Annotated in this window: 19 protein-coding genes and 1 riboswitch; of the genes, 11 read left to right on the forward strand and 8 right to left on the reverse strand. The window is 69.6% G+C overall.

All coding sequences use genetic code 11. The annotated features are described in order from the left end of the window. The first annotated feature begins 6 nt into the window (after window positions 1–6). Window positions 7–936, forward strand: a complete 930-nt coding sequence (locus ACV7NO_RS14385; RefSeq protein WP_463406650.1) for a DMT family transporter — start codon at window positions 7–9, stop codon at window positions 934–936. Here the strand turns inward: ACV7NO_RS14385 and ACV7NO_RS14390 are convergent. The 6 genes from ACV7NO_RS14390 to ACV7NO_RS14415 form a co-directional block, all read right to left on the reverse strand. After that, entirely contained in the window at window positions 933–1436 is a 504-nt protein-coding gene (locus tag ACV7NO_RS14390) for a CcdC protein domain-containing protein (protein WP_463406651.1), read from the reverse strand. The genes ACV7NO_RS14385 and ACV7NO_RS14390 overlap by 4 nt on opposite strands. A gap of 185 nt (window positions 1437–1621) precedes the next feature. Then, window positions 1622–3181: an aminomethyl-transferring glycine dehydrogenase subunit GcvPB gene (gene gcvPB / locus ACV7NO_RS14395; protein WP_463406652.1), complete on the reverse strand. Its 1560-nt coding sequence runs from the start codon at window positions 3179–3181 to the stop codon at window positions 1622–1624. Then, window positions 3178–4536 (reverse strand): aminomethyl-transferring glycine dehydrogenase subunit GcvPA, encoded by a 1359-nt coding sequence (gcvPA, locus tag ACV7NO_RS14400; RefSeq protein WP_463406653.1) that lies wholly within the window; start codon window positions 4534–4536, stop codon window positions 3178–3180. The genes gcvPB and gcvPA overlap by 4 nt, the downstream gene beginning before the upstream one ends. 135 nt (window positions 4537–4671) lie before the next feature. After that, window positions 4672–5043, reverse strand: a complete 372-nt coding sequence (gene gcvH / locus ACV7NO_RS14405; protein ID WP_463406654.1) for a glycine cleavage system protein GcvH — start codon at window positions 5041–5043, stop codon at window positions 4672–4674. Next, window positions 5044–6201 carry a glycine cleavage system aminomethyltransferase GcvT gene (gene gcvT / locus ACV7NO_RS14410; protein ID WP_463406655.1) on the reverse strand — a complete coding sequence of 386 codons (1158 nt, stop codon included), beginning with the start codon at window positions 6199–6201 and terminating at the stop codon, window positions 5044–5046. It abuts the gene before it with no gap. A 165-nt stretch (window positions 6202–6366) separates the two neighbouring features. Further along, window positions 6367–6468, reverse strand: a riboswitch (glycine riboswitch). 158 nt (window positions 6469–6626) lie between these two features. Beyond that, window positions 6627–7268, reverse strand: a complete 642-nt coding sequence (locus ACV7NO_RS14415; protein WP_463406656.1) for a hypothetical protein — start codon at window positions 7266–7268, stop codon at window positions 6627–6629. Between the two features lie 102 nt (window positions 7269–7370). Between ACV7NO_RS14415 and ispH the strand changes: the two genes are divergently transcribed. The 4 genes from ispH to ACV7NO_RS14435 all read left to right on the forward strand — a co-directional run bounded on the left by ispH (window position 7371) and on the right by ACV7NO_RS14435 (window position 10355). Next, entirely contained in the window at window positions 7371–8321 is a 951-nt protein-coding gene (ispH, locus tag ACV7NO_RS14420; RefSeq protein ID WP_463406657.1) for a 4-hydroxy-3-methylbut-2-enyl diphosphate reductase, read from the forward strand. A 159-nt stretch (window positions 8322–8480) separates the two neighbouring features. Further along, complete coding sequence (thrB, locus tag ACV7NO_RS14425) at window positions 8481–9434, forward strand: homoserine kinase (RefSeq protein ID WP_463406658.1); 954 nt, start codon at window positions 8481–8483, stop codon at window positions 9432–9434. After that, a complete protein-coding gene (gene rnhA / locus ACV7NO_RS14430; protein WP_463406659.1) occupies window positions 9431–9883 on the forward strand; it encodes a ribonuclease HI in 453 nt (150 codons plus the stop codon). Before thrB ends, rnhA begins: the two co-directional genes overlap by 4 nt. Window positions 9884–9935: 52 nt before the next feature. After that, window positions 9936–10355 (forward strand): hypothetical protein, encoded by a 420-nt coding sequence (locus ACV7NO_RS14435; RefSeq protein WP_463406660.1) that lies wholly within the window; start codon window positions 9936–9938, stop codon window positions 10353–10355. Here the strand turns inward: ACV7NO_RS14435 and ACV7NO_RS14440 are convergent. Then, a complete protein-coding gene (locus tag ACV7NO_RS14440; RefSeq protein ID WP_463407364.1) occupies window positions 10322–11395 on the reverse strand; it encodes an NAD(P)/FAD-dependent oxidoreductase in 1074 nt (357 codons plus the stop codon). The two genes, ACV7NO_RS14435 and ACV7NO_RS14440, sit on opposite strands and share 34 nt — an antisense overlap. 83 nt (window positions 11396–11478) lie before the next feature. Beyond that, the gene (locus tag ACV7NO_RS14445) at window positions 11479–12438 is read right to left on the reverse strand and encodes an alpha/beta fold hydrolase (protein ID WP_463406661.1); all 960 of its coding nucleotides are present in this window, start codon (window positions 12436–12438) and stop codon (window positions 11479–11481) included. 52 nt (window positions 12439–12490) lie between these two features. Between ACV7NO_RS14445 and ACV7NO_RS14450 the strand changes: the two genes are divergently transcribed. The 6 genes from ACV7NO_RS14450 to ACV7NO_RS14475 are packed head-to-tail and all read left to right on the forward strand — an operon-like array spanning window position 12491 to window position 18643. Beyond that, window positions 12491–12961: an A24 family peptidase gene (locus tag ACV7NO_RS14450; RefSeq protein WP_463406662.1), complete on the forward strand. Its 471-nt coding sequence runs from the start codon at window positions 12491–12493 to the stop codon at window positions 12959–12961. A 51-nt stretch (window positions 12962–13012) separates the two neighbouring features. Then, window positions 13013–14074 (forward strand): Flp pilus assembly protein CpaB, encoded by a 1062-nt coding sequence (gene cpaB / locus ACV7NO_RS14455; protein ID WP_463406663.1) that lies wholly within the window; start codon window positions 13013–13015, stop codon window positions 14072–14074. A gap of 1 nt (window position 14075) precedes the next feature. After that, window positions 14076–15731: a type II and III secretion system protein family protein gene (locus tag ACV7NO_RS14460; RefSeq protein WP_463406664.1), complete on the forward strand. Its 1656-nt coding sequence runs from the start codon at window positions 14076–14078 to the stop codon at window positions 15729–15731. A 20-nt stretch (window positions 15732–15751) separates the two neighbouring features. Then, on the forward strand, window positions 15752–16381 hold the full coding sequence (locus ACV7NO_RS14465) for a CpaD family pilus assembly protein (protein WP_463406665.1): 630 nt from the start codon (window positions 15752–15754) through the stop codon (window positions 16379–16381). After that, window positions 16381–17664: an AAA family ATPase gene (locus ACV7NO_RS14470; RefSeq protein WP_463406666.1), complete on the forward strand. Its 1284-nt coding sequence runs from the start codon at window positions 16381–16383 to the stop codon at window positions 17662–17664. Before ACV7NO_RS14465 ends, ACV7NO_RS14470 begins: the two co-directional genes overlap by 1 nt. Window positions 17665–17668: 4 nt before the next feature. After that, the gene (locus tag ACV7NO_RS14475) at window positions 17669–18643 is read left to right on the forward strand and encodes a type II secretion system F family protein (protein WP_463406667.1); all 975 of its coding nucleotides are present in this window, start codon (window positions 17669–17671) and stop codon (window positions 18641–18643) included. The last annotated feature ends 7 nt before the right edge of the window (window positions 18644–18650 follow it).

Raw genomic sequence — 18650 nt, forward strand, 5'->3', positions numbered from 1 at the left:
CGATGGATGACGGATAGGGCGACCGTGTCCTTAGCTCCCAACACAGACCGCCTGCTCCCCGCCATCGCGCTGCGCCTCACCTCGGTCGCGCTGTTCGCGCTGATGAACGTCGGCATCAAGCTGGCGGAGCAGCGTGGCGCGGCGCTGGGCGAGATCCTGTTCTTCCGCCAGTTCGGCGCGACGCTGCTCGTTGCCTCCGTCGTCGCCACCGGCCCGGGCTTCGCCTCGCTCAAGACGCAGCGGTTCGGCGCGCATGTCGTGCGCTGTGTCGTCGGGCTGACCGCGATGGCGCTGACCTTCACCACGCTGATGGTGCTGCCACTGGCGGAGGCGACGACGATCGGCTTCTCGATGCCGATCTTCGCGACGATCCTGGGCGCGCTCTTCCTGCAGGAGCCGACGGGATGGCGGCGCTGGGCCGCGGTGCTGACGGGCTTTGCCGGCGTGCTGATCGTCGTCCAGCCAGGCGACGGGCATTTCCCGTTCTGGGGTGCGCTCACCGGGCTGGCCGCGGCGGCGGGCACCGCGACCGTCACCGTGCTGATCCGCCGGATCGGGCGGACCGAAGCGCCGCTGACGACCGTCTTCTGGTTCTCGACGCTCTCGCTGCTGCCGCTGGGGGTCGCGCTGGCGCTTTCGGTGCGAGCGCATGCGTGGGACGTGTGGGCGATCATGCTCGCGCTTGGGCTGTTCGGCGGCGGCGCGCAGCTGGCGATGACACGGTCGCTGTCGCTCGGTGCCGTCTCGGTCGTGGTGCCGATGGATTATACGTCGCTGATCTGGGCGACGCTGCTCGGCTGGCTGGTGTTCGATCGCCTGCCCGCCCCCGCGACCTGGATCGGCGCGCCGGTGATCGTCGCGAGCGGGCTGTACATCGTTTGGCGCGAGCATGTCCGCCGCCAGGTGGAAACGCGGCAGGCGGTGTTGCAGGGCTAGCCCAGCGACACGCTTCGCGCCGTCGCCAGCATCCGCTTCCCGCGCAGATACATCTCCACCCGCGTCGCGACGAACAGGCCGAGCGCGAAGGCGATCAGCATGTCCGTCAGCGCCATCGCATTCATGTGGAGCGGCAGCTGGCGCGCGCCGGTGCGCACCGCGACCAGCAGGACGAGGAACAGGATCGCGGCGGGCGACGCGGTCTGGTTGAGCGCGTGGGTGACGGGATCGATCGTGATCCGCATCAGCTTGCCGCGTTGCCATCCCAGCAAGGCACCGGCGCCGATCGCCAGCGCGCAGAACGCCCACGCCCAGCCCTGCGGCGGGAACTTCGCGTACATCGCCACCGCGACGACCGCGTAGAGCGTGGGGAAGATCCACAGCCGCTCCAGCTTGAGCGGCGACACCCGCGTCATCCGCCGCCACCGGAGCGCGAAGACGACCGCGATGACGATCGCGGGGATCAGGTAGGACAGCAGCGGGCTGGAATGCGCGGTCATGCGGCGCAATCTGCCGGGCGGGCAGGGCTTCGTCCAGCCGGAAGCGGAGCATTTCCCTCATCCGTCGCCCCGGACTTGATCCGGGATCCCGCTTTTCTTCGTCCGTCCGAAAGGAAGCGGGACCCCGGATCAAGTCCGGGGTGACGGTATTGATATCGTCCGGCCTTGCCGACGAGAACGACGCCTTACCCCGCCACCGTATCCTTCCACACCAGCACCGGCTTGCGCGCCGCGCGCGTCTCGTCGAGCCGTGCCCTGGGCGCGAAGTGCGGCGCGGTCTTGAGCGCGGGGTCGCCCGCCTTCGCACGCTCCGCGACCGAGCGCAGCGCGCCGATGAACTCGTCGAGCGCGGCCTTCGATTCGGTTTCGGTCGGCTCGACCAGCATCGCGCCGTGGACGACCAGCGGGAAGTACATCGTCATCGGGTGGAAGCCTTCGTCGATCAGTCCCTTGGCGATGTCGATCGTCGAGAAGCCGTCCGCGACCCCGGCATCGGAGAAGATCGCCTCGTGCATGCACGGCCCCGAATGCGCGAACGGCGCGTCGAGCGTATCCTCCAGCGAGCGCAGGATGTAGTTGGCGTTGAGTACCGCATCCTCCGCAACCTGCCGCAACCCGTCCGCACCGTGGCTGAGAATGTAGGTGAGCGCGCGGGTGAACATCCCCATCTGGCCGTGGAACGCGGTCATCCGCCCGAACGTGTCGGGATGATCCTCGCCCGCGGTCTCTTCCTCGATCAGCTGGACGTGGCCGTCCGCCATCCGCGCGGTGAAGGGCAACGGGCCGAACGGCGACAGCGCCTCCGACAGCACCACCGGCCCCGATCCCGGCCCGCCACCACCATGCGGGGTGGAAAAGGTCTTGTGCAAGTTGATGTGCATCGCGTCGACGCCAAGGTCGCCCGGACGCACCCGCCCGACGATCGCGTTGAAGTTCGCGCCGTCGCAATAGACATAGCCGCCCGCCGCATGGACCGCGTCCGAGATCGCCTTCAAGTCGCGCTCGAACAGGCCGCAGGTGTTGGGATTGGTAATCATCACCGCGGCCACGTCCGGCCCAAGTCGTGCCTCGAGCGCGGCGGTGTCGACGCGGCCCTCGGCGGTGGCAGGAATATCCTCCACGGTGAAGCCCGCGAACGCCGCGGTCGCCGGATTGGTGCCGTGCGCGCTTTCGGGGACGAGCACGACCTTGCGGTGCCCCTCGCCGCGCTTCTCCAGCGCCGCCTTGATGCACAGCATCCCGCACAGCTCGCCGTGCGCGCCGGCCTTCGGGCTCATCGCGACGCCGTGCATCCCCGTCAGGTCGATCAGCCAGAAGGCCAGCTCGTTGATGACCGCCAGCGCGCCCTGCACCGTGTCGACGGGCTGGAGCGGGTGGACGTCCGCGAACCCGGGCAGCCGCGCCATCTTCTCGTTGAGCCGCGGATTGTGCTTCATCGTGCACGATCCGAGCGGGAACAGTCCCAGGTCGATCGCGTAGTTCTGGCGGCTGAGGCGGGTATAGTGGCGCACCGTCTCCGGCTCCGACAGCCCGGGCAGGCCGATCGGCGCAGTGCGGGCGAGGCTTCCGAGCTTCGACGTGGCGGTGACGGGGGCCGCGACCTCGACGCCGGTGGTCTGCGTATCGCCGATCTCGAAGATCAGTTTTTCCTCGAGCATCAACGCCTTGTTGCCGGTGAAGGTGGCGGCGACGGCGTCGCCCTGCTCGGGCGCGGTCGGGCGCCAGCCGGATGCGTTGATGCTCATGCCACTATCTCCTCGAGCGCGGTCGCCAGCGCCTCGACATCGTCCGCGGTCGTCGTCTCGGTCACTGCGACGACGAGCCCATTCTCGAGCGCATCCTCGCCCGGGTACAGCCGCCCCAGCGACACGCCTGCCAGTATCCCGCGATCCGCCAGTGCACGGACGACCGGCCGCGCCTCGCGCCCCAGGTCGATCGTGAACTCGTTGAAGAACGTGTCGTTCACCACGCGCACGCCCGGCACCTGCGCCAGCCGCTCCGCCGCCGCGACCGCGCCGGCATGGTTCGCCGCCGCCAGCGCACGCAGCCCCGCCTCGCCGAGCAGCGTCATGTGGACCGAGAAGGCCAGCGCGCACAGTCCGGAGTTGGTGCAGATGTTCGACGTCGCCTTCTCGCGCCGGATATGCTGCTCGCGCGTCGACAGCGTCAGCACGAAGCCGCGCTTGCCGTCCGCGTCGACCGTCTCGCCGCACAGTCGACCCGGCATCTGGCGGACATATTTGTCCTTGCATCCGAACAGGCCGACATACGGCCCGCCGAACTGAAGCCCGACGCCGATCGACTGCCCCTCGCCCACGACGATGTCCGCGTCCATTTCGCCCGGCGAGACGATCGCGCCCAGCGCCACCGGCTCGGTGACGACCGCGATCAGCAGCGCCTTCCTGGCGTGACAGGCGTCCGCCAGCGGGCGCAGGTCCGCGATCCGGCCGAGGATGTCGGGATACTGGACGACGACGCACGAGGTCTCGTCGTCGATGCCCGCGATCAGCGCGTCGAGATCGGTCGCGGCATCGAGCACCGGCAGCGCGGTCTCGAGCGTGTCGCCGGTATATTTCGCCATCGTTCTGGCGACCGAGACGTAATGCGGATGGAGTCCGCCCGACAGGATCGCCTTGCCGCGCTTCGTGATCCGCCGCGCCATGCCGATCGCTTCCCAGCACGCGGTCGATCCGTCGTACATCGACGCATTGGCGACGTCGGTGCCGAGCAGCCGCGCGACCTGCGTCTGGAACTCGAACAGCATCTGGAGCGTGCCCTGCGCGATCTCTGGCTGATAGGGCGTGTAGGCGGTCAGGAACTCGCCGCGCTGGATCAGGTGATCGACGCTGGCCGGCACATGATGCCGGTACGCGCCGCAACCGAGGAAGAACGGCACCTCGCCCGCGACCATGTTCCGGCGGGCCAGCGCCGTCATGTGGCGCTCGACCGACAATTCGCTGGCGTGGCCCGGCAGGTGGCGGATCGGTCCGTCGAGCCGCGCGGCTTCGGGCACGTCGACGAACAGGTCGTCGATCGAGGCGGCCCCGATGACGGCGAGCATCGCGGCGCGATCGGTATCGGTAAGGGGCAGGTAGCGCATTCGCAACACTCCCCCCCTCCCGCATGCGGGAGGGGGTCGGGGGGTGGGCGCCCGGCCGATCGCGGGCGGCAACGCGGGCGGTAAGCGCGAGCCCACCCCCCGGCCCCCTCCCGCATGCGGGAGGGGGAGAAGAACCTACAGCTTCGCGACGAACGCCTCGTAGGCGGTCTCATCCATCAGCTCTTCCAGCTCGGACGTATCGCTGAGCGTGATCTTGAAAAACCAGCCCTCGCCTTCAGCATCGCTGTTCACCAGCGACGAATCGTCCGCGAGCGCGGCGTTGCCCTCGATCACGGTGCCCGAGGCGGGCGAATACACGTCCGACGCGGCCTTGACCGATTCGACGACCGCAGCCTCGTCGCCCTTGTCCAGCCGCTTACCCTCTTCGGGCACATCGACGAACACGATGTCGCCGAGCTGGCTCTGCGCATACTCGCTGATGCCGACGGTGCCGACCTCGCCGTCGACGTCGATCCACTCATGGTCTTCGGTGAAATAGCGGCTCATTTACTTCACTCCTCGAAAATAACGGTGTGCGACGAAGGGCATCGGGGCGACGGTCGCCCGGTGGACCTTGCCGCGCTGCGCCAGCGTGACGACGGTGCCGGGCACCGCCATCGCGGCGGGAACGTACGCCATCGCGATCGGTGCCCCGACGGTGGGGGCGAACCCGCCGCTGGTGACGCGACCGACCTCGGAGCCGTCGGCATCGACGACGGTCGCGCCCTCGCGGACCGGCTGCCGACCCTCGACCAGCAGGCCGACGCGCTTCACGACCGGGCCATCGGCCCGCTCCGCCAGAATCCGCGCCGCGCCGGGAAAGTCTGCCGCCTCGCGCCGGCGCTTCGACAGCGCGAAGCCCAGATCCGCCATCACCGGCGTCGTCTGCGGATCGAGGTCGTGGCCGTAGAGCGGGAGCCCAGCCTCCAGCCGCAGCGAATCGCGCGCACCGAGGCCGATCGGCTTGACCTCCGGCTGGGCGCACAGCGCATCCGCCAGCGCCTCGCCCCCCTCGGCAGGCACCGAAATCTCGAACCCGTCCTCGCCGGTATAGCCCGAGCGGCTGATCCACAGGTCATGCCCCTGCCAGTCGAACGCGGCGGCCTGCATGAAGACCAGCGCCTCGACGCCGGGCACCACGCGCGCCATCGCATCGACCGCCTTCGGCCCCTGCAACGCGAGCAGCGCGTGGTCCTCCATCAGGTTGAGCGTCACGTCGTCGGGCAGTTCGCCGACCATGTGCGCGACATCGTCATACTTGGTCGCGCCGTTGACGACCATGTAGACGCGTGCGCCCTCCTCGGCCGACGCACGCCGCGTCAGCATCAGGTCGTCGAGGATCCCGCCCGCATCGTCGAGCAGCAGCGAATAGCGCGCCTGGTTCAGCTTCAGCCCGGCAATGTCGGCGGGGAGCAGCGCCTCGAGCGCCGCCTCGACACCGTTGCCGGTGATCGTCAGCTGGCCCATGTGGCTGACGTCGAACAACCCGGCCGCCTCGCGCACCCACAGATGCTCGGCCATGATGCCTTCGTACTGGACGGGCATGTGATAGCTCGCGAACGCGACCATCCGCCCGCCCTTCGCGCGATGCCACGCATCGAGCGGCAGCGGCAGCGTCTCGGGTTCGACATAACCGTCGTCGGCGGGGAGCGGGGTCTGGGTCATGCGGAGCACTCCGTGGCGAAAGGGCGTACCGCCACCGGCCGTCACGGCCGGTCTGCGATCCGAACCCCCTCTGTCACGGGAACCTGAGAGCTTTCACGCGATCGAACCCGCGCTTACCCCTTCGGTGGCCACCGCCATGGGGCGGGAGCGCTTTCCAGAGTATCGTTGAGCCGCGCGGTCCCTGGTGCCTGAGAGATTCCGGGGTGGTTGCTCCTTCGGCGGCGGAGGGAGCCTGAAAGGCCGTCCGCACTCTCCCGCGCGCCCATGCCGGTTGCCCTGCATCGACTCCGTCAGCCTTGGCCGCGCGGTGGAGTCGAGTCAATCGGGGATGCTGCGGTGCGGTGCGAAAACCGTGTTTGCGCCATCTTCCCCGTCATCCCCGCCTGCGCGGGGATGACGGGGAAGATGACAGCGGGACGCGCGCGTCAGCGCGTCGCGTTGTACTTCAGCTGCTCGTCGGTCAGCTGGAACCCGACCAGCGCCTCGAAGCTGGCGCGCAGTACCGCCTGACGCACTTCGGGCCGCGCGAGCGGATCCATCGCGGCGTCCTGCTCGCCCGCCTTGCGCTTCTTGGTCAGCGTGTCGCGGACCTCGTCGGGCAGCGTCGCGGCGCTGCGCAGGATCTGCGCGCTCGCCTGCCCGTTGACCTCGGCGACCGCCTGCCCCGCATCGAAGTGCAGCCCGACGCGGCCGACGCGCTTGGCCACCACCGCGCTGCCGCCGCGGACGATCGTGATGAAATAGGGCAAGGTCACGTCGCGGGCGGCATCCGTACGGGTCCGCCGCGCGCGCACGTCGAACGTCACCGTCGTCGCCACCTCCGCGCCGGTATCGTCGCAGGTGTTGCGCACGTTGGACATCGTCGCGACCACGTCGATCGCGGTCGCGTCGCGGCTGGTCGCGGGATCGAACAGCGTGACGTCGCCGGTGCCCGCGGGCACGCCCACGACCGGGCAGGCGGAGCGCACCGCGGTGATCCCGCCGGTCGGATCGATCTCGCCGCTCTTCGCGCACCCGGCGATGACGAGCGGGGCAACGAGCAGAATGGCGGCTTTACGAAGGGTCACGGGCGGGTCCTCGAACAAAGCGCCGCGCGGCAAGCAGCCGAACGACGACGGTGGGCCATAACCGGCTTCCGCCCGCGCAGGCAATCGCGTAAGCACGCGCGCATGTCCGAAAAGCCCGTCATCGAGCTGATGATCGCCGCCCCGCGCGGCTTCTGCGCCGGCGTCGACCGCGCCATCCGCATCGTCGAACTCGCGATCGAGAAGCACGGCGCGCCCGTCTTCGTCCGCCACGAGATCGTCCACAACAAATTCGTCGTCGATACGCTGAAGGCGCAGGGCGCGGTGTTCGTCGAGGAGCTGGACGAGGTGCCCGACGGCGCACCCGTCGTCTTTTCCGCGCACGGCGTACCCAAGTCGGTGCCCGCGAACGCGCAGAGCCGCGGGCTCGACTATCTCGACGCCACCTGCCCGCTCGTCTCGAAGGTCCACCGGCAGGCCGAACGGCTCGTCGCGGCGGGCCGCCACATCCTGTTCGTCGGCCATGCCGGCCACCCTGAGGTGATCGGCACGTTCGGGCAGGTGCCGGACGGCACGATCACGCTGATCGAGACCGCCGCCGACGCCGAGGCCCTGGCGCCCGCCGATGCGGACAACCTCGCCTTCCTGACGCAGACGACGCTGTCGGTCGACGATACCGCGGCGGTGATGGCGGTGCTGATGCGCCGGTTCCCCTCGATCGTCGCGCCCAAGGCGGACGACATCTGCTACGCCACCTCGAACCGGCAGGCCGCCGTGAAGGCGATCGCGGGCAGCTGCGACGCGGTGCTGGTGATCGGCGCACCCAATTCGTCGAACTCGTTGCGCCTCGTGGAAGTGGCGGAGCGCGAGGGCGTACCCGCCCGGCTGATCCAGCGCGCCGCGGATCTCGACTGGAGCTTCCTAGCCGGGGTCGGCACGCTGGGGATCACCGCGGGGGCGTCCGCCCCGGAAGTGCTGGTCCGCGAACTCGTCGCCCGGATCGGCGAGCGCTATGCCGTGACCGAGCGCGAGGTGGAGACGACCCGTGAGACGATCGCGTTCAAGCTGCCCAAGGGCCTCGACGCGGCGGCTTGACGACCTCGGCCTGATAACAGGCAGAACCCCTGATACGGCGTACCATCCCTGACCCGTTCGGGCTGAGCTTGTCGAAGCCCTGCCGTTTCTTCTAAGCGGCATGCGCCCAGGCAGAAGGACGGCCCTTCGACAGGCTCAGGGCGAACGGGGTTCTTGCACGTGGCAGTCTACACCCAGGTCTCGGCGGAAGCGCTGTCCGCGTTCCTCCGGCGCTACGACGTCGGCGACCTCGTCTCCGCCAAGGGCATCGCGGAGGGCGTCGAGAACTCGAACTACCTCGTCGACACCACCGCGGACCGGTTCATCCTGACGCTCTACGAAAAGCGCGTGTCGGCGGACGACCTGCCCTTCTTCATGGCCCTGCTCGATCACCTGGCCGCCAAGGGCCTCGCGGTGCCGCCGGCGATCAAGGACCGCGGCGGCATCGCGATCCAGCAGCTGGAGGGCCGCGCCGCGTGCCTGATCCGCTTCCTGACGGGCGTGTCGGTGTCGCACCCCACGCCTGCGCAGGCGCGCGCCGCCGCCGCGTCGATGGGCGCAATGCACACCGCGCTCGCCGATTTCACCCAGACGCGCGCCAATTCGCTCGGCATCGACGACTGGCGCCCGCTGTTCGTCCGATGCGGCCGCTCGCTCGACCAGATCGCGCCGGGGCTCCACGACCGGATCGACGCCGCGCTCGCCGCGGTCGAGCAGGCGTGGCCGCGCGACCTGCCGGTCAGCGCGATCCATGCGGATCTCTTCCCTGACAACGTCCTGATGCTGGGCGACCGCGTGACGGGCCTCATAGACTTCTATTTCGCCTGCACCGACATCCGCGCCTACGACCTCGCGGTGATGCACACGTCGTGGACGTTCGACGCGAAGGGCGAAGCGCTCGCCCCCGGGATCGGCACGGCGATCCTCGCGGGCTACGCCGCCGCGCACGCGCTGACCGATGCGGAGCGCGCCGCGCTGCCCGTGCTCGCGAAGGGCGCGTGCCTCCGCTTCCTGCTGACGCGTGCGTGGGACTGGCTCAACACGCCCGCCGACGCGCTCGTCGTCCGCAAGGACCCGCTCGCCTATCTTCGTCGCCTCGACTGGTACGACGCCAACCCGAAAGCGTTTACGTGAGCGAACTCCAGAAGGTCGAGATCTTCACCGACGGCGCGTGCAAGGGCAATCCGGGCCCCGGCGGCTGGGGCGCGGTGCTGCGGATGGGCGATGCGGAGAGGGAGCTGTCGGGCGGCGAGGCGCTGACCACGAACAACCGCATGGAGATGACCGCCGCGATCGAGGCGCTCAACGCACTGAAGCGCCCATGCCAGGTGACGCTGATGACCGACAGCCGGTACGTGATGGATGGCCTGACCAAGTGGATCAAGGGCTGGCAGAAGAACGGCTGGAAGACCGCGGACAGGAAGCCCGTGAAGAACGCGGAACTCTGGCAGGCGCTGCTCGCCGCGGTGAAGCCGCACCGCATCGAGTGGCAATGGGTGAAGGGCCATGCCGGCCACCCCGAGAACGAACGCGCCGACAAGCTGGCGAGCGACGCCGCGACGCTGGCGGGGCGGCGGGGGTAGCCACCCTTGCCCGTCACCTCTGCCGGACCACCCTCACCAGACAGGACGACGCATGTTCCAGATCGGAACCGACCCACGGCTGAACGCGATCACGATCACGGTGAAGGGCTTCCTGACGCCCGACGAGGTGCCCATGCTGGCGGCCGCGATCGGCACTGCCGCGCGTGAGGCGCGGGCGGTCGACGCGGACTTCAACGTGATCGTCGATTCGCTCGACTTTCCGGTGCAGGCGAACGATGTCGCCGATAGGCTGGCCGCGATCATGCGCGGCGGGATGGCGCAGACCGGCGGGCATGCCGCCGTGGTGGTGGGCAGCCATCTCAACAAGCTGCAGGCGGAACGCACGCTGGTGCATCCGCGGCTGCGCGTGTTCCTGACGATCGCCGACGCGGAACGCTGGCTTGCGAAGCGGTTGGCCGGGGCAGACGGCAAACGCGTTCAGTCGCCCGCGCCGAACCGCCCGGCCGCGTAGCGCGCGAAATCGATCCCCGCGACGCTTGCGTCCACCGTCCCGCCCAACAGCAACCCTGCGCCGATCGCCGCCGCCGCGGGCGCGGTCTGGATCCCGAACCCGCCCTGCCCGCCGAACCAGAAGAAGCCCGGCGTACGCGCGTCGAAGCCGTAGACCGGCAGCCGGTCGGGCGCGAACGTCCGCAGGCCCGCCCAGCGCCGCTCGACCTGCGCGACGCGCCAGTCGACCGCGTGTTCGAACCGGTCGATCGCGATCGCGACGTCGAGCTCCTCGGGCTGCGCGTCGCCGGGGTCGGCGGGGATCTCGTCGTGCGGGCTCAGCCATAGCCGGCCGCCGCCCTCGGGCTTGAAATAGAAGCTGCCGTCGAGCGCGGCGACGTGCGGCAGGTGATCGGGCGCGGGGGGATCGCTGCGCAGCTGCACCATCGTGCGGCGATAGGGCTGGAAGCCCAGCCGCGCGACGCCCGCCAGATCAGCGACCGCGTCGACCCACGCGCCCGCGGCGTTCACCAGCACGTCCGCCGCATAGGTCTCGCCGCCCGCCGCGATCCGCCACCGCCCGCCCTCGCGCACCGCCGAGCGCAGCGGCGCGGCGGTGACGAGCGTCGCGCCCGCGCGCCGTGCCCGCGCGAGGCAATCGGCATGCAGCGCGGCGACGTCGATATAGGCGCAGCTCGGCTCGAGTACGCCGACGCCCCAGTCGTCGCGCAGCCCCGGCACGATCGCCCGCGGATCGACGCGCTCCAGCGCGACGCCCGAGCCCGCGAACTCGGCGAGGAACGCGTCGGCGAGCGGCGCATCCGTCGCGCGCCCGATATGGAGCGAGCCCAGCGGCTGGAGGAAGGGCGCGAGCGCCGCGCCCGACGCCGACGTCAGCGGCTGGATCGCAGGCCCGCCATAGGTTTCGGACCAGAACGCCGCGGACCGCCCGGTCGCGTGGTAGCCGGGCATGTCCTCGCCCTCGAGCAGCAGCACGCGCGCGCGCGATCCGATCGCGGCGGCCAGACTCGCCCCCGCGATCCCAGCGCCGACGATCGCGATGTCATGCGCGCCTCCAGCGCCTGGATCGTACGCGCCTCCAGCGCCGGGATCGTACGCGCCTCCAGCGCCCGGATCGTACTCGCTCACAGCGCGGGTGCGTGCCGGTCGAGAAACGCATCGATCGCGTCGAGCGCGCGGGTCCGCACAGGATCCGCCTCGCGCAGGATCTCGTGCGCCGATTCGGCACCGAACGCGAGCAGTTCGCCAGCGGGCAGCGTCGCCGCGATCGCGCGCGCGGCGGCGGGATCGACGAGCGTGTCGCGCTCGGCCAGCTCGATCAGGATCGGTGTCGCGAGCGTCGCGAGGCGCGGGTCGTGCTGCTGCGCCTGCGTCCGCGCGAACGCCTCCGCCAGCCACGCCCAGCTCGGCGGCCCGAGCTTGATCGCGGGCGTCTGCGCATACCACCATTGCTCGTCGTCGTAGCGCGAGCGGTCGCCCGTCAGCATCTTCTGCCGGTCGAGTCGCGTGCCGGGGCGCTCATGCCCCTTCCACGCCTGCCGCGCCGGGTCGCCGCGATCGCGCAGGAACCGCGCCAGATGCCCGCCTGCCCATGCGCCGAGCGGCGACTTCAGCCCAAGCATCGGCGCGACCAGCACCGCCGCCTGCGGATCGACCACCCCCTCCAGCATCGCTTGGAGCGCGAGATGCCCGCCCATAGAGTGCCCCATGAGGACGCGCGGCCCCGAAACGGTCGCGCTCCAGTCGCGCCACACCTGCGCCAAATCGTCGACGAAGGGGGCGAAGCTGTCGGCATGCCCGACATTGGGGTTGGCGCTCAGCCGCCCCGATCCGCCCTGCCCGCGCCAGTCGAACGAGGTGACCGCCCAGCCGCGCAGATGCCAGTGCGCCAGTGTTTCCAGATACTTCTCCAGCACGTCCCCGCGCCCGCCCTGGAACAGGATCGCGCCGCGTACGTCCCCGGCGCCCGATCCCGACGGCGCGGGCCAGTCGATCCGGCGCAATGCCCAGCCGTCGGCGGCGCGCCAGTCGGTGACGATGGCGTCGTCGGGAAACGCGCGGCGGAAGCGGGTGGTGTCGAACATCGTGCCCGCGTGGTTACGTTTTCGAAAGCCATCGCGTCTAGGTGAACATGCGATGGGGTGGGACTTTTCCTTGGCATTGCTGGCCGCGCTCGGCCTGCTGCTCGTTTCCGCGGGCATCGAGGACGCGCGCACCCGTGAGATCGCGAACTGGAAGAACGCGACGATCGCGCTGCTCGCGCTGGCATGGTGGTGGACGAACGGCCTGTCGCCCTGGCCCGATGTCGCGGCCCGACTGGGGGTGGCGCTGGCGGTGTTCGCGCTGTTCTGCGTCGCGTTCCATTTCGGCCAGATGGGCGGCGGGGACGTGAAGCTGATCGGCGCGCTTGCGCTGTGGTTGCCGCCGACTCCGCTGCTGGGGATGCTGCTGGTGATGTCGATCGTCGGCGGCGGCGTCACGCTGGCGATCCTTTTCGAGCATCGTTGGAAGAAAAAGCCGGGCAATCCCGAGATTCCCTACGGCGTCGCGATCGCGATCGCCGGTCTTCTCGCGATCCGCGAACCACTCCTTAACCAGTTCGCGTGATGATTAACGTCGGTTCAACCGGCCCGTATGTGGCGAAAGGCTCAGTACGTCATGGATAGTCGCAAGGTCGTATTGCTGGTGGGGGCGCTGATCGTCGCCGCCATTACCGCGTTCTTCGCGCGCACCCTGATCGTGGGCAGCTCCGCGCCGCAGGCGAACGCCGCAGTCGCGGCAGCCCCCGTCGTCGACGGGCCCGAGGTTCTGGTCGCCACCCGCGCGCTGCCGGTCGGCACGATCCTCGACGCCACCGCGCTGAAGTTCCAGCCCTGGCCCAAGGAACTCGTCGAGAGCGCCTATTTCATCAAGGAAAAGGCGGACCTGAAGTCGCTGATGGGCACCGTCGTCCGCAACCCGATCACGGCGGGACAGCCGGTGACGCAGGGCGCGCTCGTCAAGCCTGGCGACCGCGGATTCCTCGCCGCCGCGCTCGGACCCGGCATGCGCGCCGTCACCTTCCCGGTGCAGACGCAGACCTCGGTAGCGGGCTTCGTGTTTCCCGGCGACCGGATCGACGTGGTGCTGACGCAGTCGGTGCCCGGCGGCGGCGACGGCCCGCCGCTCAAGGTGTCGGAGACGGTACTGCGCAACCTGCGCGTGCTGGCGACCGACCAGCGCACGTCGGACGAAAAGGACGACAAGGGCAACACCGTCGTTCGCGCCTTCTCGACCGTCACCGTCGAGGCGACACCGAAGCTGGCAGAGCAGATCGCGGTCGCGCAGACGCTCGGCGCGCTCTCGCTGTCGCTGCGCTCGATCGCGGACAATCAGGCGGAGCTGGAGCAGGCGATCGCCTCCGGCGAGGTCAAGGTGCCCGACGGCACCGATCCCAAGGCCGAAAAGGCGATGCTGCTGCGCGTCGCGTCGCAGCCGCAGGCCGGCAATGCCACGTTCGAGACGGGTGCCGACATCTCGCGGTTCCAGCGTCGCACCGTCCCCGGCAAGGCCCGTGGCGACATGGGCGGCCCGGGGCCGAACGGCAGCCCGATGGGCGTCGCCGCACCGTCCGCACCGACGGGCAATTTTCCGGGCGGCGTCGCGCCCGCCCAGGGTCCGGTCGTCCGGATCGCGCGCGGCAACACTGTGACCGAGGTTCCGGTCGGGGGGAAGAATTGAGATGCGCATTTCGATGACGCCGATCGGCTGGCCGCTCGCGGTCGCCCTCTCGGCCGCAACCCTGGGCGCGATGCCCGCCGCCGCGCCCGCTCAGCAGGCCGCCGCCGACGGCACGTCGGTGATCCAGCTGTCGCTCGGCCGCGGTCGGCTCATCACGCTCAGCCAGCCGATGAGCGACGTGTTCGTCGCGGACTCCAACGTCGCCGACGTCCAGGTCCGCAGCCCGCGCCAACTCTACGTCTTCGCCAAGAAGGCGGGCGAGACGACGGTGTCGGCGACGACGAAGTCGGGCGCGGTCGTCTATGCCTCGACCGTCCGGGTCGGCAACAACATCGATTCGCTCGGCCACATGCTGCGCCTGGCGATGCCCGATGCGAACATCGTGACGACGCCGATGAACGGCCTGGTCCTGCTGACCGGCACGGTCGCGGGGCCGGAGGACGCGTCGGAGGCCGAACGGCTGGTCGCGGCGTTCGTCGGCGAGGGCACCAAGATCGTCTCGCGCCTGCGCACCGCCACGCCGCTCCAGGTCAACCTCCAGGTGAAGTTCGCCGAGGTCAGCCGCAGCTTCGTGAAGAATATCGGCGCGAACCTGCTGACGCGCGACGGCACCGGCGGCTTCCAGTTCGGCGTCGCCTCGGGCCGCACCGCTGGCACGATCGGCAATTTCGACACCTCCGCGCTGCCCCAGCTCGACGCCTCGTCGCGCTTCGGGCTGCCGTCCGGCTCGATCAAGCTGCCGTTCGATCCGAAGACCGGCGACTTCGTCTATCCCAATTCCGGCTCCGCCTACAGCTTCACCAAAGGCACCGAGCGCACCACGCTGGGGCTCGCGGGCAAGCTGCTCGGGCTCGACGTGCTGACCGCGCTCGATCTGGGCGAGCGCATCGGCCAGGTGACGAGCCTCGCCAACCCGAACCTGACCGCGCTGTCGGGCGAGACCGGCACCTTCTTGGCGGGCGGCGAGATCCCGATCCCCGTCGCGCAGACGCTGGGCGTCGTCTCGATCGAGTACAAACAATATGGCGTCAGCCTGGCCTATACGCCGACGGTGCTGTCCGATGGTCGCATCTCGCTGCGCGTCCGCCCCGAAGTGTCGCAGCTGTCGTCGGAAGGCGCGGTGACGCTCAACGGCACGACGATCCCGGCGCTGACCACAAGGCGCGCGGAGACGACGGTCGAGCTCGGCTCGGGCCAGAGCTTCATGATCGCGGGCCTCCTCCAGAACACACACAACAACTCGATCGACAAGACCCCGGGGCTCGGCGACGTGCCGGTGCTGGGCGCGCTGTTCCGGTCGAACGGGTTCCAGCGCAACGAGACCGAGCTGGTGATCGTCATCACCCCGTATCTGGTGAAGCCGGTCAACGCGAACGACATCGTCCTGCCGACCGACGGCTACAAGGCACCGACCGATCTGGGCCGCGTGCTGCTGGGCCAGCTGGGCGACGGCAAGACCGGCGGTGACCGGCCCAAGCCGACGATGGCGCCGCCGACCACCGCGGGCGCCGCGCCCGCGATCGGCGCGGTCGCCCCCGTCACGCCGATGCCGACGCCCGACACCCGCCGCGACGGCGACGATCGCAAGGCGATCAGGCCGAAGGACCGCAAGAAGGGCGACGCCGCCCCGGCCGCGCCCGGCTTCTCGTTCAACTGATCCGCGCGAAGGACACACTTATGTCGAAGCGTCCGCTCCTGCTCTCCGTCCTCCCCGCGCTCGTCCTGCTGGGCGCGTGCGGCACCGTGAACCGCGGGATGGAATCGATCCACCAGCCCGTCGTCTCGCGCACCGATTACGTGTTCGATGTCGGCACGACCGGCGCGGGCCTCGCCGAGGGCGAGACGCGCCGCCTCGCCGGTTGGCTCGAATCGCTCCGCCTCGGCTATGGCGACCATGTCGCGATCGACGATCCCGCAGGCAACGGCGCGGCCGCGCGCGAGGACGTCGCGCGCACCGTCGCGCGCTACGGCCTGCTCGTCTCCGACGATGCGCCCGTCACCGCCGCGCCGGTCGCGCCCGGCACGCTGCGCGTCGTCGTCAGCCGCACCGTCGCCACCGTCCCCCACTGCCCCGACTTCAGCCGCTATCGCGGCCCCGAATTCGAGGGCAGCACCAATTCCAACCATGGCTGCGCGAGCAACGCGAACCTGGCCTCGATGATCGCCAATCCGACCGATCTCGTCCGCGGACAGGTGGGCAGCGACGTCAACGATCCTCAGGTCGGTGCGAAGGCGATCGAGACGTACCGCAAGGCGATCCCGACCGGCGCCGCAGGCCTGAAGGTCGAGAAGGCAGGGAGCAAGTGATGAACGCACCGTGGAAACCCGCCGGGCTGACGAACCGCGATCCGTTCGCCGCGTTCGTCTGCGACGAGGCCACCGCAGAAGTCGTCCGCCCGATCGCGGCCGAGCTCGGCTGGGCGCCGGAAAAGGTCTCGAAGGGCGGCCTGCGCAACGCGGTGCAGACGCTGTCCGTCTCCGCCTCGCCCCAGATCCTGTTCGTCGACCTCGCCGAGTCGGGCGATCCGCTCAACGACATCAACGGCCTCGCCGAAGTGTGCGAGCCCGGCACCGTCGTGATCGCGGCGGGGCAGGTCAACGACGTGCGCCTCTACCGCGATCTCGTCGCCAGCGGCATCCAGGATTACCTGCTCAAGCCGCTGTCGCCCGACATGCTGCGCGAGGCGTTCAGCCACGCGCAGGCGATGCTCAACGCGCCCAAGATCGCCGAGGCGTCGGTCGAACGCCCGCATTTGTCGACCGCGATCATCGGCGCGCGCGGCGGCGTCGGCGCGACCGTGGTCGCGACCTCGCTCGCGTGGCTGATGTCGGAGAAGCGCGGGCGCACCACCGCGCTGCTCGACCTCGACGTCCATTTCGGCACCGGGGCGCTGAGCCTCGATCTGGAACCCGGCCGCGGGCTGACCGACGCGATCGAGAATCCCAGCCGCATCGACGGGCTGTTCATCGAGCGCGCGATGGTCAAGGCATCCGAAAAGCTCGCGGTGCTCAGCGCGGAGGCGCCGATCAACTCGCCGGTGCTGACCGATGGCGCGGCGTTCTACCAGCTTCAGGAGGAGATGCGCGCCGCGTTCGAGTGCACCGTCGTCGATCTGCCGCGCGCGATGCTGGTCCAGCATCCGCGCCTCATCAGCGACGTGCAGGTCGCGGTGGTCGTCACCGAGCTGACGCTGGCCGCCGCGCGCGACACGATCCGCATCCTGTCGTGGCTGAAGTCCAACGCGCCGCAGACGCAGGTCTTCGTGCTCGCCAACCGCGTCCATCCCGGCACGCAGCTGGAGATCACGCGCAAGGATTTCGAAGGCTCGATCGAACGCAAGATCGATCACGTCGTCCCGTTCGACCAGAAGCTGGCGGCGCAGGCCGCCAAGCTCGGCAAGCCCCTGTCCGAGGCGGGCAAGACCTCCAAGACCGTCACGGCGATCGTCGAACTGGCAGGCCAGCTCGCCGCGATCGGCGACAGCGCGGCTCCCGTGGCGGGCGCCGCCAGTGCGAAGGGCGCCAAGGGCACCTCGCTGATCGGCAAGCTCGACCTGAAGGCGATGTTCGCCAAGCGCGAGAAGAAATGACGCCATGACGATGATGCCGCTCATCGGGATCGGGTTCGGCGTGATCGTGATGATCGCGCTGGCCGTCGTCGCGCTTGCCGGCCCCTCGCCACAGCGCGCGGGCACGCGCCGGCTCGCCGGCCTGCGCGAGCGCCACTCCACGTCCGAAGCCGGCGCGGTCGCTGCGCAGATGAAGCGCATCACCGGCAAGAAGGCGACGAAGGCGGACATCGCCTTCACCCGCTTCCTCCCGAATACCGCGCAGCTCGCCAAGCGTCTCGCGATGACGGGCAAGCCGTGGACCGTCAGCCAGTACGGCACCGCGACGCTGGGTATCGCCGCGGTCGTGATGCTGCTGCTCGCGCTCAAGGGCCTTCCCCTGTTCCTCGCGCTGTTCCTGGGCGTGGCGATGGGGGCGGGCATCCCGCATTTCGTCGTCGGCTATTTCATCAAGCGTCGCATCGCGCAGTTCACCGCGAAGTTTCCCGACGCGATCGAACTGCTGGTGCGCGGCCTGCGGTCCGGCCTGCCGATCACCGAGACGATGGCGGTCGTCGGCGTCGAGGTGCCCGGCCCCGTGGGCGAGGAGTTCCGGTCGGTCGCGGACAAGATGAAGATCGGTCGCTCGATGGACGCCGCGCTTCAGGAAACCGCGGACCGGCTCGGCACGCCCGAGTTCCAGTTCTTCGTCATCACCATCGCGATCCAGCGCGAAACCGGCGGCAACCTGGCGGAAACCCTCCAGAACCTTGCCACCGTGCTGCGCCAGCGCGGCCAGATGAAGCTCAAGATCAAGGCGATGTCGTCCGAATCGAAGGCGTCGGCCTATATCGTCGGCTCGTTGCCGTTCATCGTCTTCGCGCTGATCTGGGTGGTGTCGGGATCGTACATGCAGAACTTCTTCGTCGACCAGCGGCTGATCGTCGCGGGCATCGGGGGCATGTGCTGGATGGCGATCGGCGCCGGGATCATGGCCAAGATGGTCAGCTTCGAAATCTGATTGGGGG

This window comes from Sphingomonas sp. Ell38C01, assembly GCF_055231975.1.